We start from the raw sequence: 26476 nt of genomic DNA, 5'->3' as shown, positions 1-26476 counted from the left end.
GTCATACCGTCCCGGGTTGTGTTCGTCGTCCGATCAGCCGTGGTAGGGCTCCGCGCTGACCAGGGTCACCTTGATGGTGGCACCGCTGGGCACGGAGTACTCGCGGGTCTCGCCGACCTTGGCGTCGATGAGGGCGGCACCGAGCGGGGAGCTCGGGGAGTAGGTCTCCAGGCCGCCCTGGCCGCTCTCCTCGCGGGTGGCGATGAGGAACGTCTCGGTGTCCTTCTCGTCACCGTCGTAGTAGACGGTCACGACGGAACCGGGCAGTGCGACGCCGGACTGGGTCGGCGCCTCGCCGACCTTCGCGTTGTTCAGCAGTTCCTGCAGCTGGCGGATACGCGCTTCCTGCTGGCCCTGCTCCTCGCGAGCGGCGTGGTAGCCACCGTTCTCCTTGAGGTCGCCTTCTTCGCGACGCTCGTTGATCTCGGCGGCGATGACCGGACGGTTGGCGATCAACGAATCGAGCTCGCTCTTGAGGCGGTCATGCGACTCTTGGGTCAGCCAGGTCACCTGGGTGTCGGTCATCGGTCACTCCTTTGTGTTGTCCGCGCCCCGGGCGACCGTTTACACCAGGGGCATATGGACTGCTGAAAATGCAGCAACACGACCCCTCGCGGAGCCGTGTATCCGTTCAGGGTACCAGGTGGTGAGACCTATGGCACATCGGTACTACCGCGCGACAGCGCGCCGAGAGCGTCCTGATACGTCGGTTCCATCCGTTTCAGCCATCCCACAACGAAATACGTCACAGGCATGAGGATGACCTCGACGAGTGTCTTCCACACGAACCCGACGATCGTGTAATTGATGAAATCTCCCCAGGTCGAGATACCCAGGGCGGTGGCGGCGATCGAACAGAAGACGATGGTGTCGGCCAACTGGCCGACAATCGTCGAACCCAGCAGGCGCGCCCAGAGGCGATTTTCCCCGGCGCGTTCCTTCATTTTCACCAGGACGAAGGAATTGAGGAATTCGCCCACGACGTAACCGGCCAATCCGGCGAGCAGGAATTGTGGGACGACCCCGGCAACCGTCTCGAAAGCCGCCTGGCCTTCGTAGAATTCGGCGGCCGGCAGGTGAATGGTCAACCAGAAACACAACGACGCGAGAATCAGGACCGCGAACCCGGCGAGGATCGTCCGGCGCATGGCACGGAACCCGTAGACCTCGCTGATCACGTCGCCCAGGACGTACGCGAGCGGGAACAGGAAGAAGGCGCCGTCGGTCACCAGGCCGTCCATCTGGATCGGCCCGAGATCGACCTGCAGCCATTCGTCGAACAGCACGACGCCCTTGGTGCCGGTGACGTTGCTGATGAGCATGACGCCGACGAAGACGGCGACCAGAAGGGGGAAGTAGCGGCTGCCGATGGAGGCGAAGGCGGCGCGCGGCGACGGCAGCTCGCTGCCGGTGGACGCGGCGGTCACGAGGCCGACGGCTTCAGGTAGGCCGGCACGTCAAGGGTGCACCCGAAGACCTCGCCGATGACCGGTGGTTTCGACGTCGTGACCTCGGTGCGGACGCCGATCCGTTCTGCGGAGTCCGCGGGGATCAGGATCTCGCGACGCCCGGTCTCGCCGCCGTCGCGGGAGCGGCCGCGCACCACACAGGCAGCCGCCCGGCTCGGATCGGAACGCTCGACGGTGAACTGCACCGCGACGGTCGAGCCGTCGATGATCTCGTAGCCGGTGGCCTCACCGGTCACGTCCGCCGACGAGAACTTGCTGTAGCCGATGACGGCGAGGGTCACGCCGGCCGCGACGACCAGGATCGACAGGGCGATGAACCAGCGACGACGCCCAGAGGCGGTCTCCGAACGCTCCGGATAGGTGGCGCGCGGACCGCTGTGCGGTCGCAAGGTGTCGGGTGTCGCGCGCGGCGCGTCACCGGCGTCTGCGGCGCCCCCATCCGAACTGTTCACGCGTCAATACCTACCATGGGAGGAGTAGCGATCCGAAGGTGAGGAACTGTGACCGAATCCCACGTCGGCGACCCCAAGTCGGGTGTGTTCCGGCTGATGGCGGTGCACGCGCACCCAGACGACGAGTCGAGCAAGGGTGCCGCCACGACCGCGAAGTATGCGGCCGAGGGCAACGAAGTGCTCGTCGTCACACTCACCGGCGGTGAGCGTGGCGACATCCTGAATCCGGCGATGGACCGCCCGGGCATCAAAGAGCGGATGACCGAGGTCCGTCGCGAGGAGATGGCCAAGGCCGCCGAGGCGCTCGGCGTCCGACAGACATGGCTCGGCTTCGTCGACTCGGGCCTCCCCGAGGGCGACCCGCTCCCGCCTGTTCCGGAGGGTTCCTTCGCCTCGGTGCCGCTCGACGAGGCCACCGAGGCCTTGGTGCGCGTGGTCCGCGAGTTCCGCCCGCACGTGATCGTCACCTACGACGAGCACGGCGGATATCCGCATCCCGATCACATCCGCTGCCATGAGGTGTCGGTCGCGGCGTACGAGCAGTCCGGCGATCCGGACGCGTTCCCGGACGCCGGCGAACCGTGGACGGTGTCGAAGCTCTACTACACCCACGGGTTCATCCGGGACCGGATGGTCCTGTTCTCCGACGAGTTCGCGCGGCACGGCCAGGAGAGTCCGTTCGCCGAGTGGCTCAGCAAGTGGGACCCGAGCCGTGGCGATCTGATGGGACGTGTGACGACCCAGGTCGAGTGCTCCAAGTACTTCCCGCAGCGTGACGACGCGCTGCGCGCCCACGCCACGCAGATCGATCCGAACGGGGTGTTCTTCGCGGTGCCGCTGGAGTGGCAACAACGCCTGTGGCCGACGGAGGAGTTCGAGCTCGCCCGGACCCGGGTCAAGACCGCGTTGCCGGAGACCGATCTCTTCGCCGGGATCGAGGCGTGATGGGCACCAGCACAGTCGTGAACGACACCCTGATGGTCCTGGCGCAGGAACCCCAGGGGCCGGAGTTCGGCAAGGCCTCACCGCTAGGTCTGCTCGTGATCCTGTTGCTGCTCGTCGGGACCGCGTTCCTCATCTGGTCGATGAACCGGCAGCTGAAGAAGCTGCCCGCGTCCTTCGACGCCGAACACCCGGAGGCCGACCAGGCCTTCGACGAGGGAACCGATTCGCCGGGCCCGGCCGGTTCGGACGCGGTCGCACCGAACCCGCCCGGGACCCCGGGTGCCACCAGTGCCGCGGGCACCGACGACCGGCGGCCCGCCGACACCTGAGTCGAGGCGTAGAAGTGGAGTCATGCGCATCTCCACTCTGATCGGGACGTCACTCGCGACCGCTGCGGCGGCAGCCATCGGCAGTGTGGTCACCAAGCCGGCGGTCGAGACCTGGTATCCGAAGCTGGCGAAACCGTCCTTCGTACCACCGAACTGGGCGTTCCCGCTCGCCTGGACCTCGCTCTACGCCGACCTCGCGGTGACCTCGGCAGTCACCCTCGACGACCTGGCCGACGACGGCGACCACGAACAACGTCAGCGGTATCTCGCGGCGCTCGGCGCCAACCTCGTGCTCAACGGCGGGTGGAGCTGGATCTACTTCGGCCGGGGCGCCCTCGGAACCGCGTCGGTCGCGGCGGCGGCGCTCACCGTGAGCAGCGCCGACCTCGCCCGGCGCACCGCACGTACGAACCGGACGGCAGGTGCCGCGCTCGCCGCCTACCCGGCGTGGTGCGCGTTCGCCACCGTGCTCTCGACGAGCGCCTGGTGGCTCAATCGTGGTCGGCGGTCACCGGCGCCTGCCTGAGCGTCGCGGCGAATCGGTCCATCGCCCAGTCGATCTCGGATTCCGTGACCACGAGCGGTGGTGCGAGTCGCAGCGTCGAGCCGTGGGTGTCCTTGGCGAGGACATTGCGTTCGGACAGCCGCAGACAGAAGTCCTTGCCGGTGCCGAGCGCGGGGTCGAGATCGATCCCTGCCCACAGGCCGAGGCCGCGCACCGCCACCACCCCGTTCCCGACGAAGTCGCGCAGTCGGGCGTGCAGATGATCGCCCAGTTCCGCCGCCCGTCGCTGCCAGGTCCCGTCGGCGAGCATGTCGACGACGGTGTGACCGACGGCTGCGGCGAGCGGGTTACCGCCGAAGGTCGATCCGTGCTGACCGGGATGCAGCACGCCGAGGACGTCGTGGTCGGCAACCACCGCCGACACCGGTAGGAGCCCGCCGCCGAGTGCCTTCCCCAGCAGGTAGACGTCGGGTTCGACGCCCCAGTGCTCTACTGCGAAGGTCCTACCGGTGCGGCCCAGACCGGACTGGATCTCGTCGGCGATGAACAGCACGCCGCGTTCGGAGCAGAGGGCCCGCGTGCCGGGCAGATAGTCGTCGGGAGGCACGACGACGCCGGCTTCGCCTTGGACGGGTTCGAGCAGGACGGCCACCGTGTTCTCGTCGATCGCGGCATCGAGGGCAGCCAGGTCGCCGAACGGGACGCGAACGAATCCCGGTGTGTAGGGGCCGAATCCGGCGCGCGCCTCGGGGTCGTCGCTGAACGAGACGATCGTCGTCGTGCGGCCGTGGAAGTTCCCGGAGGCCACCACGATCGTGGCGCGGCCGTCGGGTACGCCTTTGACGTCGTAACCCCACTTGCGGGCGACCTTGATCCCGGATTCGACCGCCTCCGCACCTGTGTTCATCGGCAGGACCATGTCCTTGCCGCACAGGGAAGCCAGTGCGGCGCAGAACGGTTCGAGTCGATCGGACCGAAATGCGCGGCTGGTGAGCGTGACCCGCGCCAGCTGATCGAGTGCGGCGGCGACGATGCGTGGATGGCGGTGGCCGAAATTGACCGCGGAATAGGCCCCGAGACAGTCGAGGTGGCGACGGCCGTCGATGTCGGTGATCCAGGCCCCCTCGGCGGTGGCCGCGGTCACCGGGATCGGCGAATAGTTCTGCGCCACATGAGGTTCGACGACGTCGAGCGGCGCACCCGCGCTGGCGTGGGTGCCGGTGCCGGGGCTCGTCCTCGTCATGAATCGAGGGTATCGTCGAGGTCTGGTGCAAACAATCGACGTCGATTGCGTCTGAACGCAACGGATCGCCGGTATGGACGCGAAGGGGAGCGGTCTGTTGCGGACACTGGACGACCTCGACGAGAGGGTGCTCGCGCACCTCACCCGGGACGCCCGGGCGACCTACCAGCAGATCGGGCAGCAGGTGGGGTTGTCGGCCCCCGCGGTGAAACGACGCGTCGACCGACTGGTCGCCGATGGCGTCATCCGGGGTTTCACCGCGGTCGTCGACCCGCACGCGATGCAGTGGACCACCGAGGCATACGTGTTGGTCTACTGCCGGGGCAACATCTCGCCCGACGAGTTGAAGGCGGCGTGGGAGCCCATACCGGAGGTCGTGGGCGCGGCGACGGTCACCGGTCAGGCCGACGCCGTCCTGCGCGTGATGGCCCGCGACGTACGGCACCTCGAGCAGGCGCTCGAACGCATCCGGCGGGCGGGCCCGGTGGATCGATCAGAGTCGATCCTCGTGCTCAGCGAGCTGATCGACCGGGGGCACCCGTGAGAATCGGGGTGTCGAAACCGTTGTGCTAGTGTGGTCGCCGTGATCAGCACCGTGCGCGCGTATTGGCGCTTTATCGAGGCTCCGGGTGGGGCCACGATGATGCGTTGACCTGACGCGCGCACGACACCCCCGGAGCCCGAGCAGCGACCCCACGGTCGCTGCTCTTGTCATTTGAGCGGGGCTCCGACCACACCCAGGGCATGCCTCGTCACCACAACGACACGGGCATGACCTCGAAAGGCACACAACGTGACCACCTTGCCGGACCTCCCGATCCGATCCGACGACAACGCCGAATCGACCTCCGACCGCCGCATCCGGGCGTTCCGTCCGATCCCGTCGCCCGACACCGTGCGCAGCGAACTGCCCCTCTCGGCACGACGAGCAGTCGCCGTCCAGCGCGACCGGGACGAGATCGCCGACATCCTCGCCGGCCGCGATGACCGGCTGCTCGTCATCGTCGGGCCCTGTTCGGTCCACGATCCGATCGCCGCCATCGACTACGCCCGGCGCCTCGCGCCGCTGGCCGATGCCTACTCCGAGCGACTCAAGATCGTCATGCGCGTCTACTTCGAGAAGCCGCGCACCACCGTCGGGTGGAAGGGCCTGATCAACGACCCCGGGATGGACAACACCTTCGATGTCGAGCGTGGCCTGCGCACCGCCCGGTCGTTGCTGCTCGACATCATCGACCTCGGTCTGCCCGTCGGATGTGAGTTCCTCGAACCGACCAGCCCGCAGTACATCGCCGACGCGGTCGCGTGGGGTGCCATCGGCGCCCGCACCACCGAGTCCCAGGTCCACCGGCAGCTGGCGTCGGGCCTGTCGATGCCGATCGGCTTCAAGAACGGCACCGACGGCAACGTCCAGGTCGCCATCGACGGCGTGAAAGCCGCTGCGGCCGAACACGTCTTCTTCGGAGTCGACGACTTCGGCAACGGTGCCGTGGTGGAGACCGCGGGCAACGAGGACTGCCACATCATCCTGCGCGGCGGCACGCGCGGCCCGAACTTCGACGCGGAGTCGGTGTCGGCGGCCGCCGAGGCGCTCGCCGCGGCCGGCCTGCCCGCCCGGGTCATGATCGACTGCTCGCATGCCAATTCGGGCAAGGATCATGTCCGTCAGGCGGAGGTCGCCACCGAGATCGCGACGCGCCTCCGGGCGGCGCGCGAGGCCGGTGAGCCCTCGAACGTCAGCGGCGTGATGCTGGAGAGCTTCCTCGAGCCCGGCGCGCAGTCGACCGAGGCCACCCCGCTGGTGTACGGCAAGTCCGTCACCGACAAGTGCATGGGCTGGGAGGCCAGCGCCCAGGTCCTGGCGGCGCTCGCGCGGGGCTGACCCTTCCCTCGCCTCAGTATCTGCGGCTCGGCGGCCGTCGTGGACCATGAAAGAACACTCGTGAGCGTCCGAATCTCATGCTCCCTGAGGTGCGAGCGAAGCGAGCCACGAAGGGTGTAGCAACGTGTCTCACCAGGCCCTTCGTGGCTCGTCGCTTGCGCTCCTCGCACCTCAGGGATCAGTGGGTTGTGTGCTTCTTTCGGACCGGGGAACGATGGGAGACGCTTCGCTCGGGTCAGACGACGTCGACCTCAGACGTCGAGTCCGGGATCGTGATCAGTGCTCGACGACGCAGTGTTCCGCGGGGCGACCGTACCGACGGCGCCACGCGGAACTCGGCCTCCCACCGATCGGAGTGGATCCGGTTGAGCAGGTAGCCGCGTTGCGAGTTGCCGAACCGGACGTGGGGTGACGCTTCCTTGAGGCGGCGGTCGCCGTCGTCGATGTCCTCCCCGTCCCCGCCGGAGGTGATCGACGTCGCGGCCAATTCGACGCCGCGCATGGGCGATTCATCGGTGTAGGAGGTCCGGAGGTCGGCGACCACGCTGCGATGGATATCGCCGGCGAGCGACACCAGGTTGCGCACGCCCCGGTCGGCGGCGCCGCCGAGGATGCGGGAGCGCGAGGCCTCGTAGCCGCTCCACCCGTCCATGCTGACCGCCCGGGTCGAGCCGACGGTTCGGGCGAGGTCGGCCATCGGTACCTGCTGGGCGAGGACGTTCCACCGGTGCCGGGACGAGGCGAAGCCGTCGAGCGCCCATCGTTCCTGTTCGGCACCGAGGATGGTTCGGGAGGCGTCCGCGGTGCGCGCGTTCTGCCCGGTGTCGTTGTCTCCGTTGGCCTGATCGCTGCGGTGACTGCGGGTGTCGAGCAGGGTGAGGTCGACCAGGTCGCCGAAGCCGAGCCGCCGATGCGCGCGGATGACGGTTCCGTTCGGTCGGGCCGCCACCCGCACCGGCGTGTTCTCCCACCACGCGCGCAGGGCGCGGGCGCGACGCAGCGCGAACGCGGTGAGTGGGGTGTGGTCCTCGGGAATCGCTGCGGCCCAGTTGTTGTCGACCTCATGATCGTCGAAGGTGATCACGAACGGTGTCATCGCGTGGGCGAGTTGGAGGTCGGGGTCGGACTTGTACAGCGCGTAGCGCTCGCGGTAGTCGTCGAGGTCGACTGCTTCCCGTGTTGCCGAGAGAGGAAGCACCGCCTCGGGTCTCGCGCCACCATGAACCGGGATCGGCTTCTCGTAGATGTAGTCACCGAGGTGGAGCACCACGTCGGGTGCATGCGCCGCCAGGTCAGCGTACGCATGGTAGTAGCCGTCGGACCAGTTCTGGCAGGACGCGACGGCGACCGTCATCTTCTCGACTCGTGCGAAAGGTGCTGGTGCCGTTCGGGTCCGGCCGATCGTCGAGACCTCGCCGAGTGCCCGGAACCGATAGAAGTAGTCGGCGGCGGGCGCGAGACCGCGGACATCGACGTGCACGCTGTGTCCCCATTCCGCGGTGGCGTGGACCGTACCCCGACGGACGATGCGGGTCATGGATTCGTCGGCGGCGATCTCCCAGTCGACCCGCACCGGGCGTGGTCCCATGCCGCCACCGGGCGCGAACGGGTTGCGCGACAACCGCGTCCACAGCACAACGCCGTCGGGGAGGGGGTCACCGGACGCCACCCCGAGTCCGAAGACGCCGGCGGGGTGAGCCGGTGTGGGTAGGGCCGGCGAGGTGCCGCCGAGGAGGCCGGGCGTGAACGCGAGACCGGCGACGAGTGCCGACCAGGTGAGGAAGCGGCGTCGGGAAGTGCCGCCGCGGAGCGTGAGGTCGGGATGACAACGGATGGTCGACGGTGTGAGAAGGGCCGGTGATGCGTCGGCCGGGTTTCCCCGCATGGCCTCAGCCGACCAGGATCACCTGACCTGGGCTCCACCTGCAGACGGCGGGGACATGATGCGGAGGTGAAGTCTCCGACCTCCACGCGTACGTCCCCGCCGCCTGCCCGACGGGCTACCGCGAGTCGACCGACCCGCTCGACTCGCTCCCGGCGCCGGTGACGACGCCGACTTGCTTGCGACGGGCGCGGATTCCGAGTGCGGCGTCGACCACGAGGAAGCCGAGGAGGCTGAGTCCGAGCAACGGCACGAACCAGCCCACCACCGCGGCCACCACCACGATCGCGACCGCGCCGGCCACCGGCACCCGACGCAGTGCACCCCGTGCCGGCGGGCGACCCACCGCGACCGCGCCGCCACGCTTCGGCCGCCGTTGCCACCACATCTGATAGCCGCGGACGATCAGCACCACGAGCGCGATCGCCAGGAGCAGGAGAACCAGCTGGCTCACCCAGCCGAACAGGATGCCCATGTGCAGTGCGATGCCCCAGGTCGTGAGTTTCGCGGCGAGCGGCCAGTCGGCGAACCGCAGTTCGTCGACAACGGCACCGGTCGCGCCGTTCACGGTGACGGTGTCCTGGGCGAACTGCCAGGGCTGCCTGGTCTCGGCGACGGTGAAGGCGGTGTCCGCATCGGTCGGGATCGAGACCTCCACCTGGCCGTCCACACCGGCGGCCCGAGCGGTGCCCAGCACCCGGTCGAGCTGCGCGATCGTCTGGCCGGACGTTTCCGGAACGCGCTGCCCGTGACCCGCGCCGCCGTGATCGCCGTGCCCGCTGTGATCACCCAGCCCGTCCGATCCGGACGTCGATCCGGACAGCGAGGTGTCGACCGTCGGGGTCGTCCAGCTCAGCGCCGTGCGCACATCGGAGACGTGCTCACCGGCGTACTTCGACCAAGTCAGACCGGTGGCCGACAAGAACACCAACCCCACCGCGATCCAGACGCCGATCACGCCGTGCCGGTTGCGGGTGCGGTTGCGTCCGGTCGCCGATCGGTCGAAGGCGACCAGGTCGGCGGCGCGTCGTTTTCGGCGCGCGCGATACGCGGAGATCCACAGCGCGAGGCCGGCCACGGCGATGACCCACAGCCAGGAGGCGGCGAGCTCGCTGTAGATCCGGCCGGGCTCGCCGAGATGGAGGTGACGGTGCAGTTCGCTGATCCAGGTGCGCATCGGCAACGCCGCGCTGCTGCCGTAGGACACCAGCTCTCCGGTCGATTCCAGGGTCACCGGATCGATGAACACGGCCTGGCGCTTCGACGCCCCGAGGGAGGGATCGTCGAACAGGACGCGGGTGGTGTCGCCGGGTTCGGCGGCCGGGCGCACCGCGGACAGGGTGAGGTCCGGCCGGATCCGGGCCGCCGCCTCGACCTGTTCGGAGATCGGACGTGCGTCGCCGGTGCTTTCGGTGGAGAGTTGATCGCGGTAGACGACCTGTTCCAGCGATGGGGAGATCGCGTAGAGCCCGCCGCTGACCGCCGCAACGATCAGGAACGGCGCGATGAAGACGCCGGCGTAGAAGTGCAACCGGCGCAGCAGAGGTTGCCAGCTGTTCGGGGTCACTCGCCGGTCTGGTGCGGCGGCTGGTGGAGTGGGGTTGTCGTCGGATGTTTCGGGACGGGGGTCGGGCGGCCCGGCGGGTTCACCGGGGCGGGACAGGTTCGACAGGGACACGGGTGGGCCTCTCATGCGGAAGACGGCGCGCGGCATTGACCGCGGTCAGGCGGGAGGGCAGACGCGCACCGACCGGCCCGTCGGGTGACGGGTCGGCGGAGTAGGGAATCAGCGCGTGAGGGCCGGGGGTCCGCGGGTGTCGAGAGCGGCGATGGCGCGCAGGCGGGGCCGCGCGTCGTCGTGGGTCGCCCGCGGGGCGCGCGGGATCGCGTCGTCAGCGGGCGGGTCGAGGACGGCCCGGATGAGTGCGACGACCGCGGTCAGGACGCTGAGCAGGGCGGGTTCGACGACGTGGATGGCGGCGGCGGTGAGCAGAGTCGCCACCGCGTGGACGAACATCATGGTCCCGCTCGGCGCGTGTGCAAGCGCACTCACGCCCGCGTGGTGCGCCGACGAGGCATCGAGCGCGGTGAGCGACACGTGTGCGAGCACCTGCCCGGCCGCGAGGAGCCCGATCGTGCCGAGCCACCCGGGACGACGACGGGCCGTCGCGCCGATCGCCCAGCCGAGTACGGTGCACGCCGCGATCATGAACACCAGAGATGAGGTGGCGGGGAGAGAACCCGCCGCGAGCCCGTGCGCGGCCACCGCGGTGCTCGCCGACAGCGCGCCGACGACCCCACCGCGAAGGCGGTGGAGGGCGCGCACGTCCGGGTTCACGGAAGGAGCATAGCGACGGCGGTCATGCCCGAACCGCGTGCGGTCACCGTACGGGCAGGTCAGCCCAACACCAGGAGCCAGGCGGCGACGTAGTGCAGCAGGGCCGCGACTGCGGTGCAGGCGTGGAACACCTCGTGATGACCGAAGGTCTCCGGCCAGGGGTCGGGCCAGCGTGCCGCATAGAGGACGCCACCGACGCTGTAAAAGACACCGCCGAGCGCGAGCAGGATCAGAACGGGCAGACCGGTCTCGCCGACGAGCGCCGGGGCGACGGCCACGATCACCCAGCCCAGCACGATGTAGAGGGTGACGCCGAGCCAGCGGGGTGCGCCGGGCCACGCGATCTTGAGGGTCGCACCGGCGGCTGCGCCGGCCCAGACGATGCCGAGGACCCACCAACTGGTCGGCGAGGGAAGCCCGAGGGCGCAGAACGGCGTGTAGGTGCCGGCGATGAAGAGGAAGATCATCGCGTGGTCGGCACGCTTCATCCGGGTCCGCGCGCGGGCGGTCTTCCACGGAATCCGGTGGTAGCCGGCGCTGATCGCGAAGAGTCCGAGCACGGTGACCGCGTAGACGGCACACGGTACGACGGCGACGGGGTCGCCGACCGTGGCCGCGCCGATCACCAGGGCCAGCCCCGCGACCGCGGCCACATAGGCGGAGTAGTGGTGGATGACCCCGCGCAGTCGTGGGCGGACGTCAGCCGGCGGGTTCAGCAACGTGCTCACCGAACCTACGGTACCGTAACTTCGCGCGTCCACAGCGTCACCGGCAAGGCGTGATGCGACGCGTAAGGTGTCCTGCGTGACACGAGGCCGACACGACGCGGGAACGACGCGACGATGAAGCTCCTGCCGGACCGGCTTCGACGACCCGTTCTCTCCGTCTACGAACGGCGGCTCATCCAGCTCCTCGACACCGAGCGTCTGCCGCGTCACGTGGCGATCATCTGCGACGGCAACCGGCGGTGGGCGCGTGAGGCTGGTTTCGAGGACGTCAGCCACGGACACCGCGTGGGTGCCCAGCGCATCGCGGACATGCTCGGCTGGTGCGCCGGCCTGGGCATCGAAGCCGTCACGATCTACCTGTTGTCGACCGAGAACCTCAACCGGTCGTCGGACGAACTCGACGCACTCCTCGAGATCGTGCCGGACATCGTCGACGAGATCTCCGCGCCCGAGGGCGAGTGGCGGATCCGCATCGTCGGCACCCTCGACGCACTGCCCGAGCTGGTGGCCGGACGTCTGCGGGCGGCCGCCGACCGCACCGCCGAACGGCAGGGGATGAACGTCAACGTCGCCGTCGGATACGGCGGGCGGCAGGAGATCGTGGACGCGGTTCGCGCGCTCCTGGAGGAGAAGGTGACCGCCGGGGCGACTGCGGCCGAGATGGTGGATGCGGTCACCGTGGAGGCGATCGACGCCAATCTCTACACCAAGGGTCAGCCCGACCCGGATCTCGTGATCCGGACTTCCGGAGAGCAGCGGCTGTCGGGATTCCTGTTGTGGCAGAGCGCCTATTCGGAGATCTGGTTCACCGACGCCTATTGGCCGGAGTTCCGTCGGGTGGACTTCCTGCGCGCCTTGCGCGACTACTCCGCGCGGAGCCGGCGGTTCGGCAAGTGACTCCGCCGGTGTCGATCCGCGCCGGGTTCAGCGTGCGGCGGAGTCGGCCAGGAGCCCGGTCAATGCGGTGAGATCGGCGCCGAAGGTCGACGCCGCGGGAGTGCCGAAGCCGACGCCGATCCCGCCGGAGGGCAGCGGGTCGGCGTCGGGATGCCGGAACAGGGACTGTCCGGTCACCGCGATTCCGCGTTCGTAGGCCCGGTGGACGATGGCTCCCTCGTCGGCATGGTCGACGGGGATCAACGCGTGCAGTCCGGCGGCGATGCCGGGGAGTTCGAGTCCGATTCCGGCCAGGGCCGACACCAGCGCATCGCGCCGGGTCCGGTACGCCTGACGACTGCGCCGGATGTGCCGGTCGTAGGCTCCGGAACCGATCAGTTCGGCCAGCGTGAGCTGATCGACGATGCTCGCGTCGGCCTCACGGAAGCCCTTGCCGCGCAACACCGGTTCGACCAGGTGGGCGGGAGTGGCCAGCCAGCCCGCGCGTACCGCCGGCGACAGGCTCTTGCTCAGCGAGCCGGTGTGGACGACGACGTCGGGGCCGAGCGCCTGCAACGCACCGACCGGTTCGCGGTCGTAGCGGAACTCGCCGTCGTAGTCGTCCTCCACGATGACCGCGCCGGTCCGCCGCGCCCAGTCGACGACCTGCATCCGGCGCGCCGGCGAAAGAGCGACACCGGTGGGGAACTGGTGGCTGGGGGTCAGCACGACCGCGGCCGCCCCGGTGCGTTCGAGCTCGTCGATCACCATGCCGTCGGCGTCGATGCGCACCGGTACGACCCGCGCGCCGCCGCGCTCGAGGGCGTGCCGGTGAAAGGGCAGACCGTGGCTCTCGACCGCGACGACACCACCGATCACCGTGCGCGCCAACAACTCCAGTGCCGACAGCACCGACGTCCCGAGAACGATCAGGTCCGGTGCGGTGCGGACACCCCGCGTGCGGGCCAGGTAACCGGTGAGGGCGTTCCGCAGCTCAAGGCGCCCGCGGGGGTGAGCCGGTCCGAAGGCGTCGTCGGGGGTCTCGGTCAGGGCGCGTCGGGTGGCGCGGATCCAGTCGTTGCGCGGGAACATCCCGGCGCAGGGTCGTCCCAGCGAGAAGTCGTGACGCAGGGCCGGCATGGCGGTGGACGCACCGGGATCGTCGATGGCCGGTGGCCGTGCCGCACCGTCGGCGACCCGGGTGGCCGAGCCCTGGCGCGCGGTCAGCCACCCTTCCGCGATCAGTTCGGAGTAGACCGCCGACACGGTGCCGCGAGCGAGACCGAGGTCCGCGGCGAGGGATCGGTACGGCGGCAATGCGGTGCCCGCGGGCAGTCGGTTGTCGAGGATGGCCGAGCGCAGCGCCTCGGTGAGGGCCCGACGCAGGGTGGCACCGCGCCCGCGTGCACCCGCGCCCGGATCGGGCTGCAGGTCGAGGAAAAGGTCCGCGCCCAGCCGCTCGGCCACTTCGGCCCAGGGATCCGCCGTCGAATTGACCCGCTTTTCTGCCATCGGATTGGACCACTTTCTTGAGCTAATTGCGGCATAGCCTAAACCCACAACACAGAGCTGTCCGTCCTTGAGGAGGAACGAGATGAAGATAGTGGTCGTGGGTGCCAGCGGTGCGCTGGGAAGTCGGGTCGCCGACCTGCTCGTCGAGCGGGGCCACGAGGTGGTGCGCGCCAGCCGGGCGACCGGCGTCGACGCCTACACCGGAACGGGTCTGGCGGCGGCGTTCGACGGTGCCGACGCCGTCGTCGACTGCCTCAGTCTCCAGACGCTGAAGGCGAAGGAGGCGATCGACTTCTTCGAGACCACGGCGACCAAGATCGGCCGTGCCGCGACGACGGCGGGTGTCGCGCACGTCGTCGTGGTGTCGATCGTCAACGCCGGCGATCCGGCGGTCAACGCCAAATTCGGTTACTACCAGGGCAAAGCGGCACAGGAGGCCGCCTACGGCGAGGTCGTCGACCCCGCGGCACTCACCATCCTGGCGTCGGTGCAGTGGTTCGAGCTCGCCGAGCAGATGATGTCGTCGATGGGGTTCGGTCCGATCGCCGCGGTGCCCAGGATGCGGTGCGCCCCGGCCGCGGTCGCCGACGTGGCCGTGGCGGTCGCCGACGTGGTGACCGCGGGTCCGACCGGAAAGCGGACGATCGAGGTGAGCGGACCGGTGGAGATGGACCTGGTCGATGTGGCGAAAGCGGTTGCTGCGCAGACCGGCTCACCACGATGGATATTCGGCGTCCGGTTCGGGGGGCCGGCGATACGGGAGGGCGGACTCGTGCCAGTCGATCCCGACGTCGTCACGTCGACGACGCTCGACGGGTGGCTGGCCGGTCGCGAGAATGCGAGCGCGGGGGAACGGCGATGAGCACCGCCGCCCGGCCTGCGACGAGAATGTGGATACCGCAGGACAATCCGTCCGTGTACAAGGCCCTCGTGGCGCTGCAGCGGGCATCGTCGGCCGGGGTTGACCCAGAACTCGCCGAACTGATCGTCATCCGGGCCTCGCAACTCAACGGGTGCGCCTACTGCCTGCACATGCACACCTCCGATGCCCTCGCCAAGGACATCGACCCGCACAAACTGATGCTGATCGCCGCGTGGCGGGAGGCCGGATCGGCGTTCACCCCGGCCGAACGGGCGGCGCTGGCTCTCACCGAGAGCGTCACGCTGATCGGCGAGAACGGTGTCCCCGACGACGTGTTCGATTCCGCACGAGCCCATTTCGACGCCGCCGCGATGGGTCAGCTGGTCGCGTCGATCGTGATGATCAACGCGTGGAACCGCATCGCGCTGGCCGGCGGGTACCCGGCCGGACTCGACGAACGCCGGGCCGCATCGTCGGTCAGAGCTTCCGCAGGCGCACCCGATTGATGGAGTGGTCGTAGTCCTTGCGCAGCACCAGTGACGCCCGCGGCCGGGTGGGCAGGATGTTCTCGATCAGATTCGGACGGTTGATCGAGGTCCACAGATCCCGGGCCGCGGCGGTCGCCTGATCGTCGGTCAGCGACGCGTACGCGTGGAAGTGCGAGTCCGGGTTGGCGAACGAGGTGGTCCGCATCTGCAGGAAGCGCGAGATGTACCAGGATTCGATGTCGTCGATCTTGGCGTCGACGTAGATGGAGAAGTCGAACAGGTCCGAGACCATCAGCGTCGCTCCGGTCTGGAGCACGTTGAGGCCCTCGAGGATCAGGATGTCGGGCTGGCGCACATAGTGATAGACGTCGGGCACGATGTCGTAGGCGAGGTGCGAGTAGACCGGCGCGGCGACCTCGCGCGCACCCGACTTCACCTCGGTGACGAAGCGCAGAAGGGCCCGGCGATCGTAGGACTCGGGAAATCCCTTGCGGTGCAGAATGCCCCGACGCTGCATCTCCGCGGTGCGCAGCAGAAAACCGTCGGTGGTGATCAGGTCCACCTTCGGGTGGGACTCCCAGCGGGCGAGCAGGGCGGCGAGCACGCGGGCCGTCGTCGACTTCCCGACCGCCACACTGCCCGCGATCCCGATGACGAAGGGCACCTGCCGATTGGTCTGCCGCTCACCGAGGAAGGTCGAGGTCGCGGCGAACAACCGTTGCCGCGCAGCGACTTGCAGGTGGATCAGACGAGAGAGCGGCAGATACACGTCGGCGACCTCGTCGAGGTCGATCTGCTCACCGAGGCCGACGAGCTCGGCCAGTTCGTCCTCGTTGAGGACCAGGGGCATCGACTCGCGGAGTTCGCGCCACTGCCTCCGGTCGAGTTCCAGGTACAGACTGGGATCCCGATCGGTGGCGTTGCGGGCCATCAGGGCAGCTCCGCCGATGTCGGTTCCGCCGCTCCCTGAGTGATCATGCGTACAGCTTAGGGCGACGTGTGACAGCGTCGATCGGTAGCCTGCCGGTATGCCGTCCCCGACCGTCGCCGACACCGACCACGCCTCGGACCCGCTGGTGGCCGAGTACCTCCGTCTCGGCCTCGCCTTCGATCGCCTCGAACGGGGCTTCGTCGACGCCTACACCGGCGATCCCGCGCTGAAGGCGGAGGTCGAGAACGCGCCCGCACCCGATCCCGCCCGGCTCGCCGACCGCGCGCGCGGGCTGCTCGCCGACCTGCCCGGCGCGCTCGACGCGGCGCGCGCCGAGTTCATCGGCGCCCACCTGCGCGCGCTGGAGTGCTCGGCGCGCAAGTTCGCCGGCGACGACGTCGGATTCATCGACGAGGTCCGCGCCTACTTCGACGTCGACATCGCGATGGCCGATCCGGACCGGTATCGGCAGGCGCACGCCGACCTGGCGGAGGCCCTCGGCGTCCCGGGCGCCACCGGCGACGAGCTCCGGGACATCTACGCCGCGCACCGGCGTGCCGACGAGATCCCACCCGAGCGGGTCGACGAGTGCGTCCGCGCGTTCAGCAGCGCGCTCCGCGAACGAGTACGGTCCGCATATCCGTTGCCGGACAACGAGATCGTCGAGTTCGAAGTCGTCACCGACAAGCCGTGGTCGGGATTCAACTACTACCTCGGCAACTATCGCTCACGCGTCGCCATCAACGCCGATCTCACGCAGTACATGTCCTCCCTGCCGGCCCTCATCGCGCACGAGGCCTACCCCGGTCACCACACCGAGCACTGCCGTAAAGAGCAGTTGCTCGTCGGCGCGGGGCACGACGAGCAGTCGATCTTCCTGGTCAACACCCCACAGTGCCTGATGGCCGAGGGCCTCGCCGACCACGCGCTGGCCGCGATCGTCGGTCCCGAGTGGGGAACGTGGGCACAGGAGATCTACGCCGACCTCGGACTCCGCTTCGACGCCGGGCGGGCGATGGGCGTCGGACGCGCCACCGCCGGGCTCCTCGGCGTTCGTCAGGACGCCGCGCTGCTGCTGCACGACCGCCACGCCGACGCCGACACCGTCGCCGAACATCTCCGGCGCTGGCTTCTCGCGCCCGAGGAACGGGCCCGACAGATGCTGCGATTCCTCACCTCGCCGCTCTGGCGCGCCTACATCAGCACCTACGTCGAGGGATACCGATTGCTCGAGGCGTGGCTCGAGCAGGCCGACGACCGCGCGGCCGCCTTCGGTCGCCTGCTCGACGAACCACTCATCCCGGCGAGTCTGCGGCGCGAACTGCTGTAGACCCTTCGTGACGTCCCTCCGCAGGCTCCGGGACTCCTCAGGGAGCGGGCGGCGAGTCTGCGGCGCGAACTCGGTGCCTAGAATCGGGGCATGACCGCGAACCCGTCATCCCTGAACTCGATGTCCCTGGCAGAGCTCGACCCCGACGTCGCAGCCGCCATGAACGGTGAACTCAGCCGCCAGCGGGACACCCTCGAGATGATCGCCTCGGAGAACTTCGTGCCGCGTGCGGTGCTGCAGGCCCAGGGCAGCGTGCTGACCAACAAGTACGCCGAGGGGTACCCGGGACGTCGCTACTACGGCGGGTGCGAGTACGTCGACGTCGTCGAGGACATCGCCCGCAACCGGGCGAAGGAGCTGTTCGGCGCCGACTTCGCCAACGTGCAACCGCATTCGGGTGCCCAGGCCAACGCCGCGGTGCTGCAGGCCCTGATGGAGCCGGGGGAGACCATGCTCGGTCTCGACCTCGCGCACGGCGGTCACCTCACCCACGGCATGCGCCTGAACTTCTCCGGCAAGCTCTACGAGAACGCCTTCTACGGCGTGAGCAAAGAGGACTTCCGCATCGACATGGACGAGGTGCGCAAGATCGCCCTCGACGTCAAACCGAAGGTCATCGTCGCCGGGTGGTCGGCCTACCCGCGCACGCTCGACTTCGAGGCGTTCCGCTCCGTCGCCGACGAGGTCGGCGCACACCTCTGGGTCGACATGGCCCACTTCGCCGGTCTCGTCGCCGCCGGCCTGCATCCGTCGCCGGTCCCGCATGCCGACGTCGTGTCCTCGACCGTGCACAAGACCCTCGGCGGCCCGCGTTCGGGGATCATCCTGGCCAAGCAGGAGTGGGCCAAGAAGCTGAACTCGGCGGTGTTCCCCGGTCAGCAGGGCGGGCCGCTCATGCACGCGATCGCCGGTAAGGCGGTGGCCCTGAAGATCGCCGCCACCGACGAATTCGCCGAGCGCCAGCGGCGCACCCTGTCCGGGGCGCGGCTCCTCGCCGAACGCCTCAACGGCTCGGATGTGGCCGGGGCCGGCGTCTCGGTCCTGACCGGCGGTACCGACGTCCACCTCGTGCTCGTCGATCTGCGGAACAGCGCCCTCGACGGCCAGCAGGCCGAGGACCTGCTGCATCAGGTCGGCATCACCGTCAACCGCAATGCGGTGCCGTTCGATCCGCGACCGCCGATGGTCACCTCGGGTCTACGTATCGGCACCCCGGCACTGGCCACCCGCGGCTTCGGCGACGAACAGTTCACCGAGGTCGCCGACATCATCGCCACCGCGCTCGCGGCCGGCGATGCCGCCGACGTCTCGGCCCTGCGCGGGCGCGTGTCCAAGCTCGCCCTCGACTTCCCGCTCTACGACGGTCTCGAGGAGTGGGGCCTGATGAGCCGGATCTGACCTGGATTGCCTGTCCCGGCGGCGCGTCCGTATCCTTTCAGCGATGAACGCCCTCACTGAAGACGACCTGATCATCGCGCTCGAGAAGGCTCTTCCCGAGATCGCCGAAGACCACCAGTCGGCCGCGGCTCCGTGGAATCCGCACGACTGGGTGCCGTGGGACGACGGACGCAACTTCGGGTTCCTCGGCGGAGCGGATTTCGATCCGTCGGAGGCCTTCCTGTCCGATGAGGCACGTGCGGGACTGCTCGCCCTCCTGCTGACCAAGGACAACCTGCCGTCGTACCACCGGGTGCTGGCCAAGCACTTCCCGGCCTTCTCCGACTGGCGACAGCTCGTGGGCGTGTGGACCGCCGAGGACAACCGCCACGCGATCGTCCTGCGCGACTACCTCGTCGTCCGGCGCGCGATCGATCCGGTGGACGCCGAGGAGCGCCGTCGCATCCACGTCACGCAGGGGTATCGGCAGACGCCGGAGCAGGTCGAGCCACTCGGCCCGCTCGACGTGCTCGCGCTGATGGCGGTACACGAGAACCAGTGCGTCCACTTCATCAAGCGCCTGTCCGCGGTCGCCGGCGACGAGGCACTCGTGGAGATCCTGACGAAGATCTCCAACGACGACCAGGGCCAGGCCACCACCTTCGGCGCGTTCCTCAACGCCGGCATTGTCGCCGACCAGGACGCCACCGTCCTCGCCATCGACCGGGCGCTGGCCCTCGACGAGCCGATCGGCCACGACATCGCCGACTTCGACGCCGAGCGCGCACTCATCGCCGACTACGAGAACGCCGAGGTGAAGGCGGCCATCGCGGCGGCCCTGGCCGACGCGGTCAAGCTCGACACCGTCTCCGGTCTCGGTGAGGAGGCGGAGGCCGCGCGCACCCGCATCCTCGCCCGCACCGGCCGCTGACGACTCGCGCCCAGTACGAACACGGCGCCACCGGGACGACGAAAGTCCTGGTGGCGCCGTGTTGCGTCTCCGGTGGAAACGATACGGCGGTTTACCCACAATTCACGCCGACACACCGGATTCCGGCGCGCCGCCAACGATTTTCGCGCGTACGTTGGCGAGTGACGGACCGCGGGGAAGCGGTTCGTTCGGGAGGTTCAATTCGTGGTTTGTGCGAGCAACGCGAGGGGACCGGCCCCGGTCCTCGTCCACCTCGGCTGACGCCGGGACAACGGACAACTGGACCGGCCGGTCGACCAACACTGGTTTGTGCGGGAGCCGCACGAACGTAGGAGCCCCACGTGACCACACGCACCTACGTCCTCGATACCTCCGTGCTGCTGTCCGATCCCTGGGCGGTCATGCGTTTCGCCGAACACCACGTCGTGCTGCCACTGGTGGTCATCAGCGAACTCGAGGGCAAACGTCACCACCACGAACTCGGCTGGTTCGCGCGTGAGGCGCTGCGCATGCTCGACGACATGCGACTCGAACACGGCCGGCTCGACCTGCCGCTCGAGATCGGCGACGAGGGCGGCACCCTCCAGGTGGAGCTCAACCACACCGACCCCGCCGTGCTGCCCGCCGGCTTCCGCACCGACTCGAACGACTCCCGGATCCTCGCCTGTGCACTGAACCTGCGCGCCGAGGGCAAGGACGTGACCCTGGTTTCGAAGGACACACCGCTGCGGGTGAAGGCCGGTGCGGTGGGCCTGGCCGCCGACGAGTACCACGCGCAGGATGTCGTGGTCTCGGGGTGGTCGGGCATGACCGAACTCGATGTCGCCACCGCCACGGTCGACACGTTGTTCGCCGAGGGCGTCGTCGACCTCGACGAGGCACGCGAACTGCCGTGTCACACCGGTGTTCGACTGCTCAGCGCCACGTCGAGTGCCCTGGGCCGGGTGAACGCGGACAAGCGGGTGCAACTGGTCCGCGGCGACCGCGAGGCCTTCGGACTGCACGGACGGTCGGCCGAGCAGCGGGTCGCCCTCGACCTGCTCCTCGACGAGAGCGTGGGAATCGTCTCGCTCGGCGGCAAGGCCGGTACCGGAAAATCGGCGCTCGCGCTTTGTGCGGGACTGGAAGCGGTCCTGGAACGGCGTACCCAGCGGAAGGTCGTCGTGTTCCGGCCGCTGTACGCAGTCGGCGGACAACAGCTCGGCTATCTGCCCGGTAGTGAGTCCGACAAGATGGGTCCGTGGGCGCAGGCGGTCTTCGACACGCTGGAGGGGCTCGCGTCGCCGGAGGTCATCGACGAGGTCTTGAGCCGCGGCATGCTGGAGGTGCTGCCGCTGACGCACATCCGCGGGCGGTCGCTGCACGATTCGTTCGTCATCGTCGACGAGGCGCAGTCGCTGGAGCGCAACGTGTTGCTCACCGTTCTGTCCCGCCTGGGATCGGGATCTCGCGTGGTGCTGACCCACGATGTCGCGCAACGTGACAATCTCCGCGTGGGCCGCCACGACGGCGTCGCCGCGGTCATCGAGAAGCTGAAGGGACACCCGCTCTTCGCGCACATCACGCTCACCCGCAGCGAGCGGTCGCCGATCGCCGCACTCGTGACCGAGATGCTCGAGGAGTTCGCGCCGTAGGGTCGGCGCCGACCTCTGGGTTCCAATTGCTCGGTGGCCGTAAGGATTTCGCCGCCGGAAACTCGAAGGCCGCGTCGACACCGGAAGGGAGTCGACGCGGCCCTCGTGTGTCAGATCAGGCGGTCGGCGGTTCGATCGGGGTGAAGTCGCGGAGCGAATTCAAGAGGTCGACGATGGCGGTGAGCAGTTCGACGTTCTCCAAGGATGTCATTGTTCTCCCTTAATCGAATGGCTATCCGTTTCGACGGCCGCCTTTATTCGACGCCGTCGTTCGCAACAGTAATGATCTGATAACAAACGCGCAAACAAAGTCCAAGAGAATTCGACCCATTTCTCAGATTGATTCGTCGAATGCGTTTTTGTACTGCATTTCGAATCATGGCAATTCGGTGTTTTCGTATCGAGAAATCGACCTCGACCGCGTGAATACGGCTTCTGTCCATACGCCGACCGGCTCGTCGCCGACACCTGATCCGAACCGCACCGTGACCAGGACGTGACTCATGGTCTCTTGCGCACTGTCAGACTGGCATGGTGCAGAAGTTACTGATGAGGCGAATGAGACTGTTGGGACTGTTGGTGATCGCGGTGCTCGCCGCGATTGTCGGCGGCGCCGGGCAGTCGGTCGCCGCCCCGGAGACAACTACACCCGAGACATCCACGCCGGGGACGTCCACCACACCTAGTCCGGGAACGACGCCCGGGTCGGGCATGCCGCTGCTCGACGGCATTCTCGACCAGCTCGCCGGTGGGACCGGGTCGGACGACGGCACCGGCGGTGCCGGTGCACCCGGGGCGGGTGGGCCGACGAGCCAGATGATCGTGGTGACCGCGCCGAAGGCGTCCGACACCACCGCCACCCTGACGGCCTTCGACCGGGGCGCCGACGGCAGTTGGAAACCCGTCATCGGCCCGACGAAGGCCTACCTCGGTTCGCTGGGCATGGGCGAGCCGAAGGACGACGTCCACCGGACCCCGCAGGGCACCTTCCCGCTCGACCAGGCCTTCGGCCGTGCGGAGAATCCCGGGACCAAGATGCCGTATCGCAAGGTCGACCAGCAGGACTGGTGGGACTCGAACATGAAGTCGCCGACCTACAACACGCACGTGCGTCAGCCGCAGAGCCCCGGTGGGGACAGTGAGAACCTCTACAACTCCGGCCCGGTCTACGACTACGCGGTCAACATCGCGCACAACCCGCAACGCACCCCGGGTCGGGCGTCGGCAATGTTCCTCCACGTGACGAACGGTGAACCGACGATGGGCTGCGTCGCGATCGAACGCGAGCTGATGAAACAGATCCTCGTGTGGCTCGATCCGGCCAAGAGCCCGAAGATCACCATCGGTGTCAACCAGGGTGCACCCGCGGGCGACGCGCCCGGAGCAACCCCTCAAACCGCTCCGGGCACGACGCCGGGGACGACGCCTCCCACCACCTCGGGTGTTCCGGGTGCCGACGTCCTGACCGGTCTGCTCTCGCAGCTCGTCGGCGTGGTTCCGGCCCTCTTCGGGCTCGGCGGTCAGGCGGGCTGATCGGTCCGGCCGGGCCGGGCGCGAACGTCGGACAAACTCATCCGGGCACATCGGCAGCCGGGGCACCACGTGGCCTCGGTGCTGATGTGCCACCCGTTGACCCGGGCGAGATCGTCCAGATCGGACTGGCGGAGCGGCGTACGGATCGCGAACGCGCGTCCGCAACTACCGCAGTGCCGGTCGGAGGGGGAAGTTCCGGTTTCCACGAATGCGGAAACAACTGTTATCTCGATGGACCTTCTCTGTCACTTGTTGGGGCGTCGGGCCGCACTCGTCCGAGAGCCCTCCCTGTCGGACGAGCGACCATTTCAGTGTCGGCTTATGTGACGTAGATCTCAAGAGTCGAATGACACATCGTTCGATCGACCCTCCGCGTGGCGCTTCAGCGTCGTCGGTCGCGGTTCGCGGTCTTCGCCGCGTACACCGCCGCTTGGGTCCGACGCTCCATGCCGAGCCTGCCGAGCAGTCGCGAGACGTAGTTCTTGACGGTCTTCTCGGCGAGATGCATCCGCGCGGCGATCTGCCGGTTGGTCAGGCCCTCGCCGAGAAGGGCCAGCAGCGTCCGATCCTGCTCGCTGAGTCCGTCGTCCGCCGGTTCCGCGGCGTCCTGCCGGGCGCGTAGCCGATCCATCAACGCCGCCGCGGCGCGGTTGTCGAGCAGAGACCGGCCGGCGCCCACCTCGGCGATCGCACGCGCCAGTTCCATCCCGGTGATGTCCTTGATGACGTATCCGCTGGCCCCGGCCAGGATGGCGTCCATCATCGCCTCGTCGTCGGTCAGTGAGGTCAGCATGAGGCAACGCAGGCCGTCCACCCTGCTGAGGAGCTCACGGCACAATTCGATGCCGTTGCCGTCCGGAAGCCGGACGTCGAGCACGGCGACATCCGGAGACACCGCGGGAATGCGCGCGAGCGCCTGCGCGACGCTGGCGGCCTCGCCGACGACCTCCACGTCGGAAACGGAGTCGAGCAACTCGACGAGTCCCCGTCGGACGATTTCGTGGTCGTCCACCAGGAAAACCCTGATCATGCCGTCTCCCTCCGGATCGGACACCTGAATCGGATTGTAGGACGGGCCGGACGAATTCGACGAATGTGTGCAGGTCTACCAAATGTCATCGCTCGTGTCCCAACCCGAGCGAAACCGCGTTCGAACTCGAAGTGCAGCACCCGGAAATGAACCTGACTATGATCCGGTACATGGTTTCCGAATTCTCGGAACTGGATCCGAGATCGCTCGAATTGCAGAAAGCGCTGTCGCAGATGCGTTTGCGCGAACTGCTCGACGAGGTCTCCGACCGGATCAGCCAGATCGCCGAAGTACGCGATCAGACCGACGGACTCCTGCAGGCGATGCTGGTCGTCAGTTCCGGACTCGATCTGGAAACCACCCTCGAATCGATCGTGGCGTCGGCGATCCGTCTCGTCGACGCCGAGTACGGGGCGCTGGGCGTGCTCGGGAGCGGGCATCATCTGTCCGCGTTCCTCTCCCAGGGCATCGATGCCGAGACCCGGGTACTCATCGGCGACCTGCCCACCGGCGGTGGCGTCCTCGGTCAGCTCATCGACCAGCCCGAGCTCCTGCGGTTGTCCGACCTGTCCGAGCACCCCGAATCGGTGGGTTTCCCCGCCAACCACCCGCCGATGACGAGTTTCCTGGGCACGCCGATCCGGGTCCGCGACGAGATCTTCGGCAATCTCTATCTGACCGAGAAGAGGAACGGCGGCGTCTTCACCGAGGACGACGAGGTGGTCATCCAGGCACTGGCCTCGGCTGCCGGGATCGCGATCGACAACGCCCGGCTCTACGCGCAGGCGCAGAACCAGCTGGCCTGGATCGAGGCCAACCGCGACGTGATGACCGAGTTGCTGACCGGCGCCGATCATCAAGACGTCCTCGAGCAGATCGCGCGGAAGGTGCTGACCCTGGCCGATGCCGACCTGGTCTTCATCGCCGAGCCCCACGACACCGAAGAGCCTGTGGAGCTGATCGACGAACTGGTGATCACGGTCGCCGAGGGAGAGGACGGACACGTCTTCCGCGGCCAGAGCATCCCCATCACCGGGTCGACCTCGGGGACGGCATTCGTCCAACGACGGCCCGTGCTCCGGAATCACCTGGAGTACGACGTCGGCGATTCGACGCGCTACGGGCCGGTCATGGCCGCGCCGCTGCGGACCATCGATTCCACACGAGGCGTGTTGATCGCCATGCGGGCTGACGGGCGGGAGCCGTTCGCCCGGGATCTCCTCGGGCTGTGCGCCGACTTCGCCGACCAGGCCGCACTCGCGATGCAACTGGCCACCGCGACGTTGCAGGCCCATCACATGCGCGTGCTCGAAGACCGTGAGCGCATCGCGCGCGACCTCCACGATCACGTGATCCAGCGGATCTTCGCCGAGGGGCTCAGCCTGCAGGCGACGCTGCAGCGCACCCACTCACCCGATATCCGCTCGCGACTCACCCGGTCGATCAACAACCTCCAGGACATCGTCCAGGAGGTGCGCTCGACCATCTTCGACCTGCAGACCGAGGACATGACGGTCACGCGGTTGCGGCAGCGCGTGCAGGAGGTCATCGACCAGCAGATCGACGATCTGCCGATCCAGATGCACGTGCGGACCTCGGGTCCGCTGTCCGTGGTCGATCGCCCCTTGGCCGAGAACGTCGTCGCGGTGATACGCGAGGCGGTCAGCAACGTCGTGAAGCACGCCCGGGCCACGACGGTGACGGTGTCGATCACGGTCGCCGACGAGCTGGTCGTCGAGGTCATCGACAACGGCATCGGGCTGCCGGCGGACGTGACTCCGAGCGGTCTGGCCAACCTCGCGCTCCGGGCCGAGAAGGCCGGCGGGGCGTTCACGACGACCCCGCCGCCGGGCGGCGGTCTCGCGCTGCGGTGGTCGGCGCAGCTCTAGTGGAGACACCCCACTAGGGGGCATCCGCCTCGGCCGGTAGTCGCCATGCCGACATGCGCTCGGTCAGCCAGGCGACCGTTTGGAGTCCGGTGAGCACTCCGAAGAGCACGAGCAGCCACACGGACAATCCGATGACCGCGCAGACGGCGAATGCGGCGAGGAAAGCGACGAGAACGGCCGTGAGAGTGATGACGGTCCCCCTGGGAGAGCTTGCACCGAACGGTGTGCGGAGAGATTGACCCTCACACCATCCACCGGCGTCGCGCCCGCCGGGAGGGGCCGAAGGTCACCGATCCGAGGGGCCAAGGAA

At 68.3% G+C, this 26476-nt stretch carries 25 protein-coding genes; 14 read left to right on the top strand and 11 right to left on the bottom strand.

Annotation, left to right across the window (positions count from 1 at the left end):
- Positions 1-33 precede the first annotated feature (33 nt).
- From greA to JW364_RS02355, 3 genes are all read right to left on the bottom strand, one after another.
- A complete protein-coding gene (greA, locus tag JW364_RS02365; RefSeq protein WP_004020945.1) occupies positions 34-525 on the bottom strand; it encodes a transcription elongation factor GreA in 492 nt (163 codons plus the stop codon).
- Between the two features lie 128 nt (positions 526-653).
- The gene (locus tag JW364_RS02360) at positions 654-1427 is read right to left on the bottom strand and encodes a queuosine precursor transporter (RefSeq protein WP_055474888.1); all 774 of its coding nucleotides are present in this window, start codon (positions 1425-1427) and stop codon (positions 654-656) included.
- Positions 1424-1921: a DUF4307 domain-containing protein gene (locus tag JW364_RS02355; RefSeq protein ID WP_055474887.1), complete on the bottom strand. Its 498-nt coding sequence runs from the start codon at positions 1919-1921 to the stop codon at positions 1424-1426. Before JW364_RS02355 ends, JW364_RS02360 begins: the two co-directional genes overlap by 4 nt.
- A 48-nt stretch (positions 1922-1969) precedes the next feature.
- Here JW364_RS02355 and mca point away from each other — a divergent pair, with 48 nt between their 5' ends.
- The 3 genes from mca to JW364_RS02340 are packed head-to-tail and all read left to right on the top strand — an operon-like array spanning position 1970 to position 3721.
- Positions 1970-2866: a mycothiol conjugate amidase Mca gene (mca, locus tag JW364_RS02350; protein ID WP_055474886.1), complete on the top strand. Its 897-nt coding sequence runs from the start codon at positions 1970-1972 to the stop codon at positions 2864-2866.
- Positions 2866-3195 (top strand): hypothetical protein, encoded by a 330-nt coding sequence (locus JW364_RS02345; RefSeq protein ID WP_058250739.1) that lies wholly within the window; start codon positions 2866-2868, stop codon positions 3193-3195. Before mca ends, JW364_RS02345 begins: the two co-directional genes overlap by 1 nt.
- A 22-nt stretch (positions 3196-3217) precedes the next feature.
- Positions 3218-3721: a TspO/MBR family protein gene (locus tag JW364_RS02340; RefSeq protein ID WP_058250738.1), complete on the top strand. Its 504-nt coding sequence runs from the start codon at positions 3218-3220 to the stop codon at positions 3719-3721.
- On the opposite strand, the gene rocD is transcribed toward JW364_RS02340, so the two are convergent.
- Positions 3687-4943 (bottom strand): ornithine--oxo-acid transaminase, encoded by a 1257-nt coding sequence (gene rocD / locus JW364_RS02335; RefSeq protein WP_068970465.1) that lies wholly within the window; start codon positions 4941-4943, stop codon positions 3687-3689. The two genes, JW364_RS02340 and rocD, sit on opposite strands and share 35 nt — an antisense overlap.
- A gap of 97 nt (positions 4944-5040) precedes the next feature.
- On the opposite strand from rocD, the gene JW364_RS02330 reads away from it, so the two are divergent.
- Positions 5041-5487, top strand: coding sequence for an Lrp/AsnC family transcriptional regulator (locus JW364_RS02330; RefSeq protein WP_058250893.1), 447 nt, complete (start codon positions 5041-5043; stop codon positions 5485-5487).
- A gap of 249 nt (positions 5488-5736) precedes the next feature.
- Positions 5737-6825, top strand: coding sequence for a 3-deoxy-7-phosphoheptulonate synthase (locus JW364_RS02325; RefSeq protein WP_058250736.1), 1089 nt, complete (start codon positions 5737-5739; stop codon positions 6823-6825).
- A 235-nt stretch (positions 6826-7060) separates the two neighbouring features.
- On the opposite strand, the gene JW364_RS02320 is transcribed toward JW364_RS02325, so the two are convergent.
- The 4 genes from JW364_RS02320 to JW364_RS02305 form a co-directional block, all read right to left on the bottom strand.
- Positions 7061-8710 (bottom strand): alkaline phosphatase, encoded by a 1650-nt coding sequence (locus JW364_RS02320; RefSeq protein ID WP_068970144.1) that lies wholly within the window; start codon positions 8708-8710, stop codon positions 7061-7063.
- Positions 8711-8825: 115 nt separating this feature from the next.
- The gene (locus JW364_RS02315) at positions 8826-10400 is read right to left on the bottom strand and encodes a PepSY domain-containing protein (RefSeq protein ID WP_083229305.1); all 1575 of its coding nucleotides are present in this window, start codon (positions 10398-10400) and stop codon (positions 8826-8828) included.
- Between the two features lie 93 nt (positions 10401-10493).
- Positions 10494-11045, bottom strand: coding sequence for a hypothetical protein (locus tag JW364_RS02310; protein WP_223258833.1), 552 nt, complete (start codon positions 11043-11045; stop codon positions 10494-10496).
- Between the two features lie 59 nt (positions 11046-11104).
- Positions 11105-11773, bottom strand: coding sequence for a hemolysin III family protein (locus tag JW364_RS02305; RefSeq protein ID WP_068970146.1), 669 nt, complete (start codon positions 11771-11773; stop codon positions 11105-11107).
- Between the two features lie 114 nt (positions 11774-11887).
- On the opposite strand from JW364_RS02305, the gene JW364_RS02300 reads away from it, so the two are divergent.
- Positions 11888-12670 (top strand): isoprenyl transferase, encoded by a 783-nt coding sequence (locus JW364_RS02300; protein WP_068970147.1) that lies wholly within the window; start codon positions 11888-11890, stop codon positions 12668-12670.
- A gap of 27 nt (positions 12671-12697) precedes the next feature.
- Here JW364_RS02300 and JW364_RS02295 read toward each other — a convergent pair whose 3' ends face one another.
- Complete coding sequence (locus JW364_RS02295) at positions 12698-14161, bottom strand: PLP-dependent aminotransferase family protein (protein WP_068970148.1); 1464 nt, start codon at positions 14159-14161, stop codon at positions 12698-12700.
- Positions 14162-14243: 82 nt separating this feature from the next.
- Between JW364_RS02295 and JW364_RS02290 the strand changes: the two genes are divergently transcribed.
- Together JW364_RS02290 and JW364_RS02285 are read left to right on the top strand one after the other, a co-directional pair.
- On the top strand, positions 14244-15023 hold the full coding sequence (locus tag JW364_RS02290; protein ID WP_068970149.1) for an SDR family oxidoreductase: 780 nt from the start codon (positions 14244-14246) through the stop codon (positions 15021-15023).
- Positions 15020-15529, top strand: a complete 510-nt coding sequence (locus JW364_RS02285; protein WP_068970150.1) for a carboxymuconolactone decarboxylase family protein — start codon at positions 15020-15022, stop codon at positions 15527-15529. The genes JW364_RS02290 and JW364_RS02285 overlap by 4 nt, the downstream gene beginning before the upstream one ends.
- Here JW364_RS02285 and coaA read toward each other — a convergent pair.
- Positions 15501-16442, bottom strand: coding sequence for a type I pantothenate kinase (gene coaA / locus JW364_RS02280; protein ID WP_058250729.1), 942 nt, complete (start codon positions 16440-16442; stop codon positions 15501-15503). The genes JW364_RS02285 and coaA overlap by 29 nt on opposite strands.
- A gap of 97 nt (positions 16443-16539) precedes the next feature.
- Here coaA and JW364_RS02275 point away from each other — a divergent pair, with 97 nt between their 5' ends.
- From JW364_RS02275 to JW364_RS02255, 5 genes are all read left to right on the top strand, one after another.
- A complete protein-coding gene (locus tag JW364_RS02275) occupies positions 16540-17772 on the top strand; it encodes a DUF885 domain-containing protein (RefSeq protein ID WP_068970151.1) in 1233 nt (410 codons plus the stop codon).
- Positions 17773-17862: 90 nt separating this feature from the next.
- The gene (gene glyA / locus JW364_RS02270; RefSeq protein WP_068970153.1) at positions 17863-19170 is read left to right on the top strand and encodes a serine hydroxymethyltransferase; all 1308 of its coding nucleotides are present in this window, start codon (positions 17863-17865) and stop codon (positions 19168-19170) included.
- Between the two features lie 43 nt (positions 19171-19213).
- A complete protein-coding gene (locus JW364_RS02265; protein WP_068970154.1) occupies positions 19214-20080 on the top strand; it encodes an acyl-ACP desaturase in 867 nt (288 codons plus the stop codon).
- A gap of 341 nt (positions 20081-20421) precedes the next feature.
- Entirely contained in the window at positions 20422-21714 is a 1293-nt protein-coding gene (locus tag JW364_RS02260; RefSeq protein WP_058250725.1) for a PhoH family protein, read from the top strand.
- A gap of 558 nt (positions 21715-22272) precedes the next feature.
- A complete protein-coding gene (locus tag JW364_RS02255; protein ID WP_068970155.1) occupies positions 22273-23247 on the top strand; it encodes a L,D-transpeptidase in 975 nt (324 codons plus the stop codon).
- A 382-nt stretch (positions 23248-23629) separates the two neighbouring features.
- Here the strand turns inward: JW364_RS02255 and JW364_RS02250 are convergent, their stop codons facing one another.
- On the bottom strand, positions 23630-24277 hold the full coding sequence (locus JW364_RS02250) for a response regulator transcription factor (protein WP_068970176.1): 648 nt from the start codon (positions 24275-24277) through the stop codon (positions 23630-23632).
- A gap of 170 nt (positions 24278-24447) precedes the next feature.
- Here JW364_RS02250 and JW364_RS02245 point away from each other — a divergent pair, with 170 nt between their 5' ends.
- Positions 24448-26166 carry a GAF domain-containing sensor histidine kinase gene (locus JW364_RS02245; protein ID WP_068970177.1) on the top strand — a complete coding sequence of 573 codons (1719 nt, stop codon included), beginning with the start codon at positions 24448-24450 and terminating at the stop codon, positions 26164-26166.
- The last annotated feature ends 310 nt before the right edge of the window (positions 26167-26476 follow it).

The organism is Gordonia sp. BP-119 (assembly GCF_016924115.1).
GTDB classification, from domain to species: domain Bacteria; phylum Actinomycetota; class Actinomycetes; order Mycobacteriales; family Mycobacteriaceae; genus Gordonia; species Gordonia hongkongensis.
This window is presented reverse-complemented; position numbering and strand designations above follow the sequence as displayed.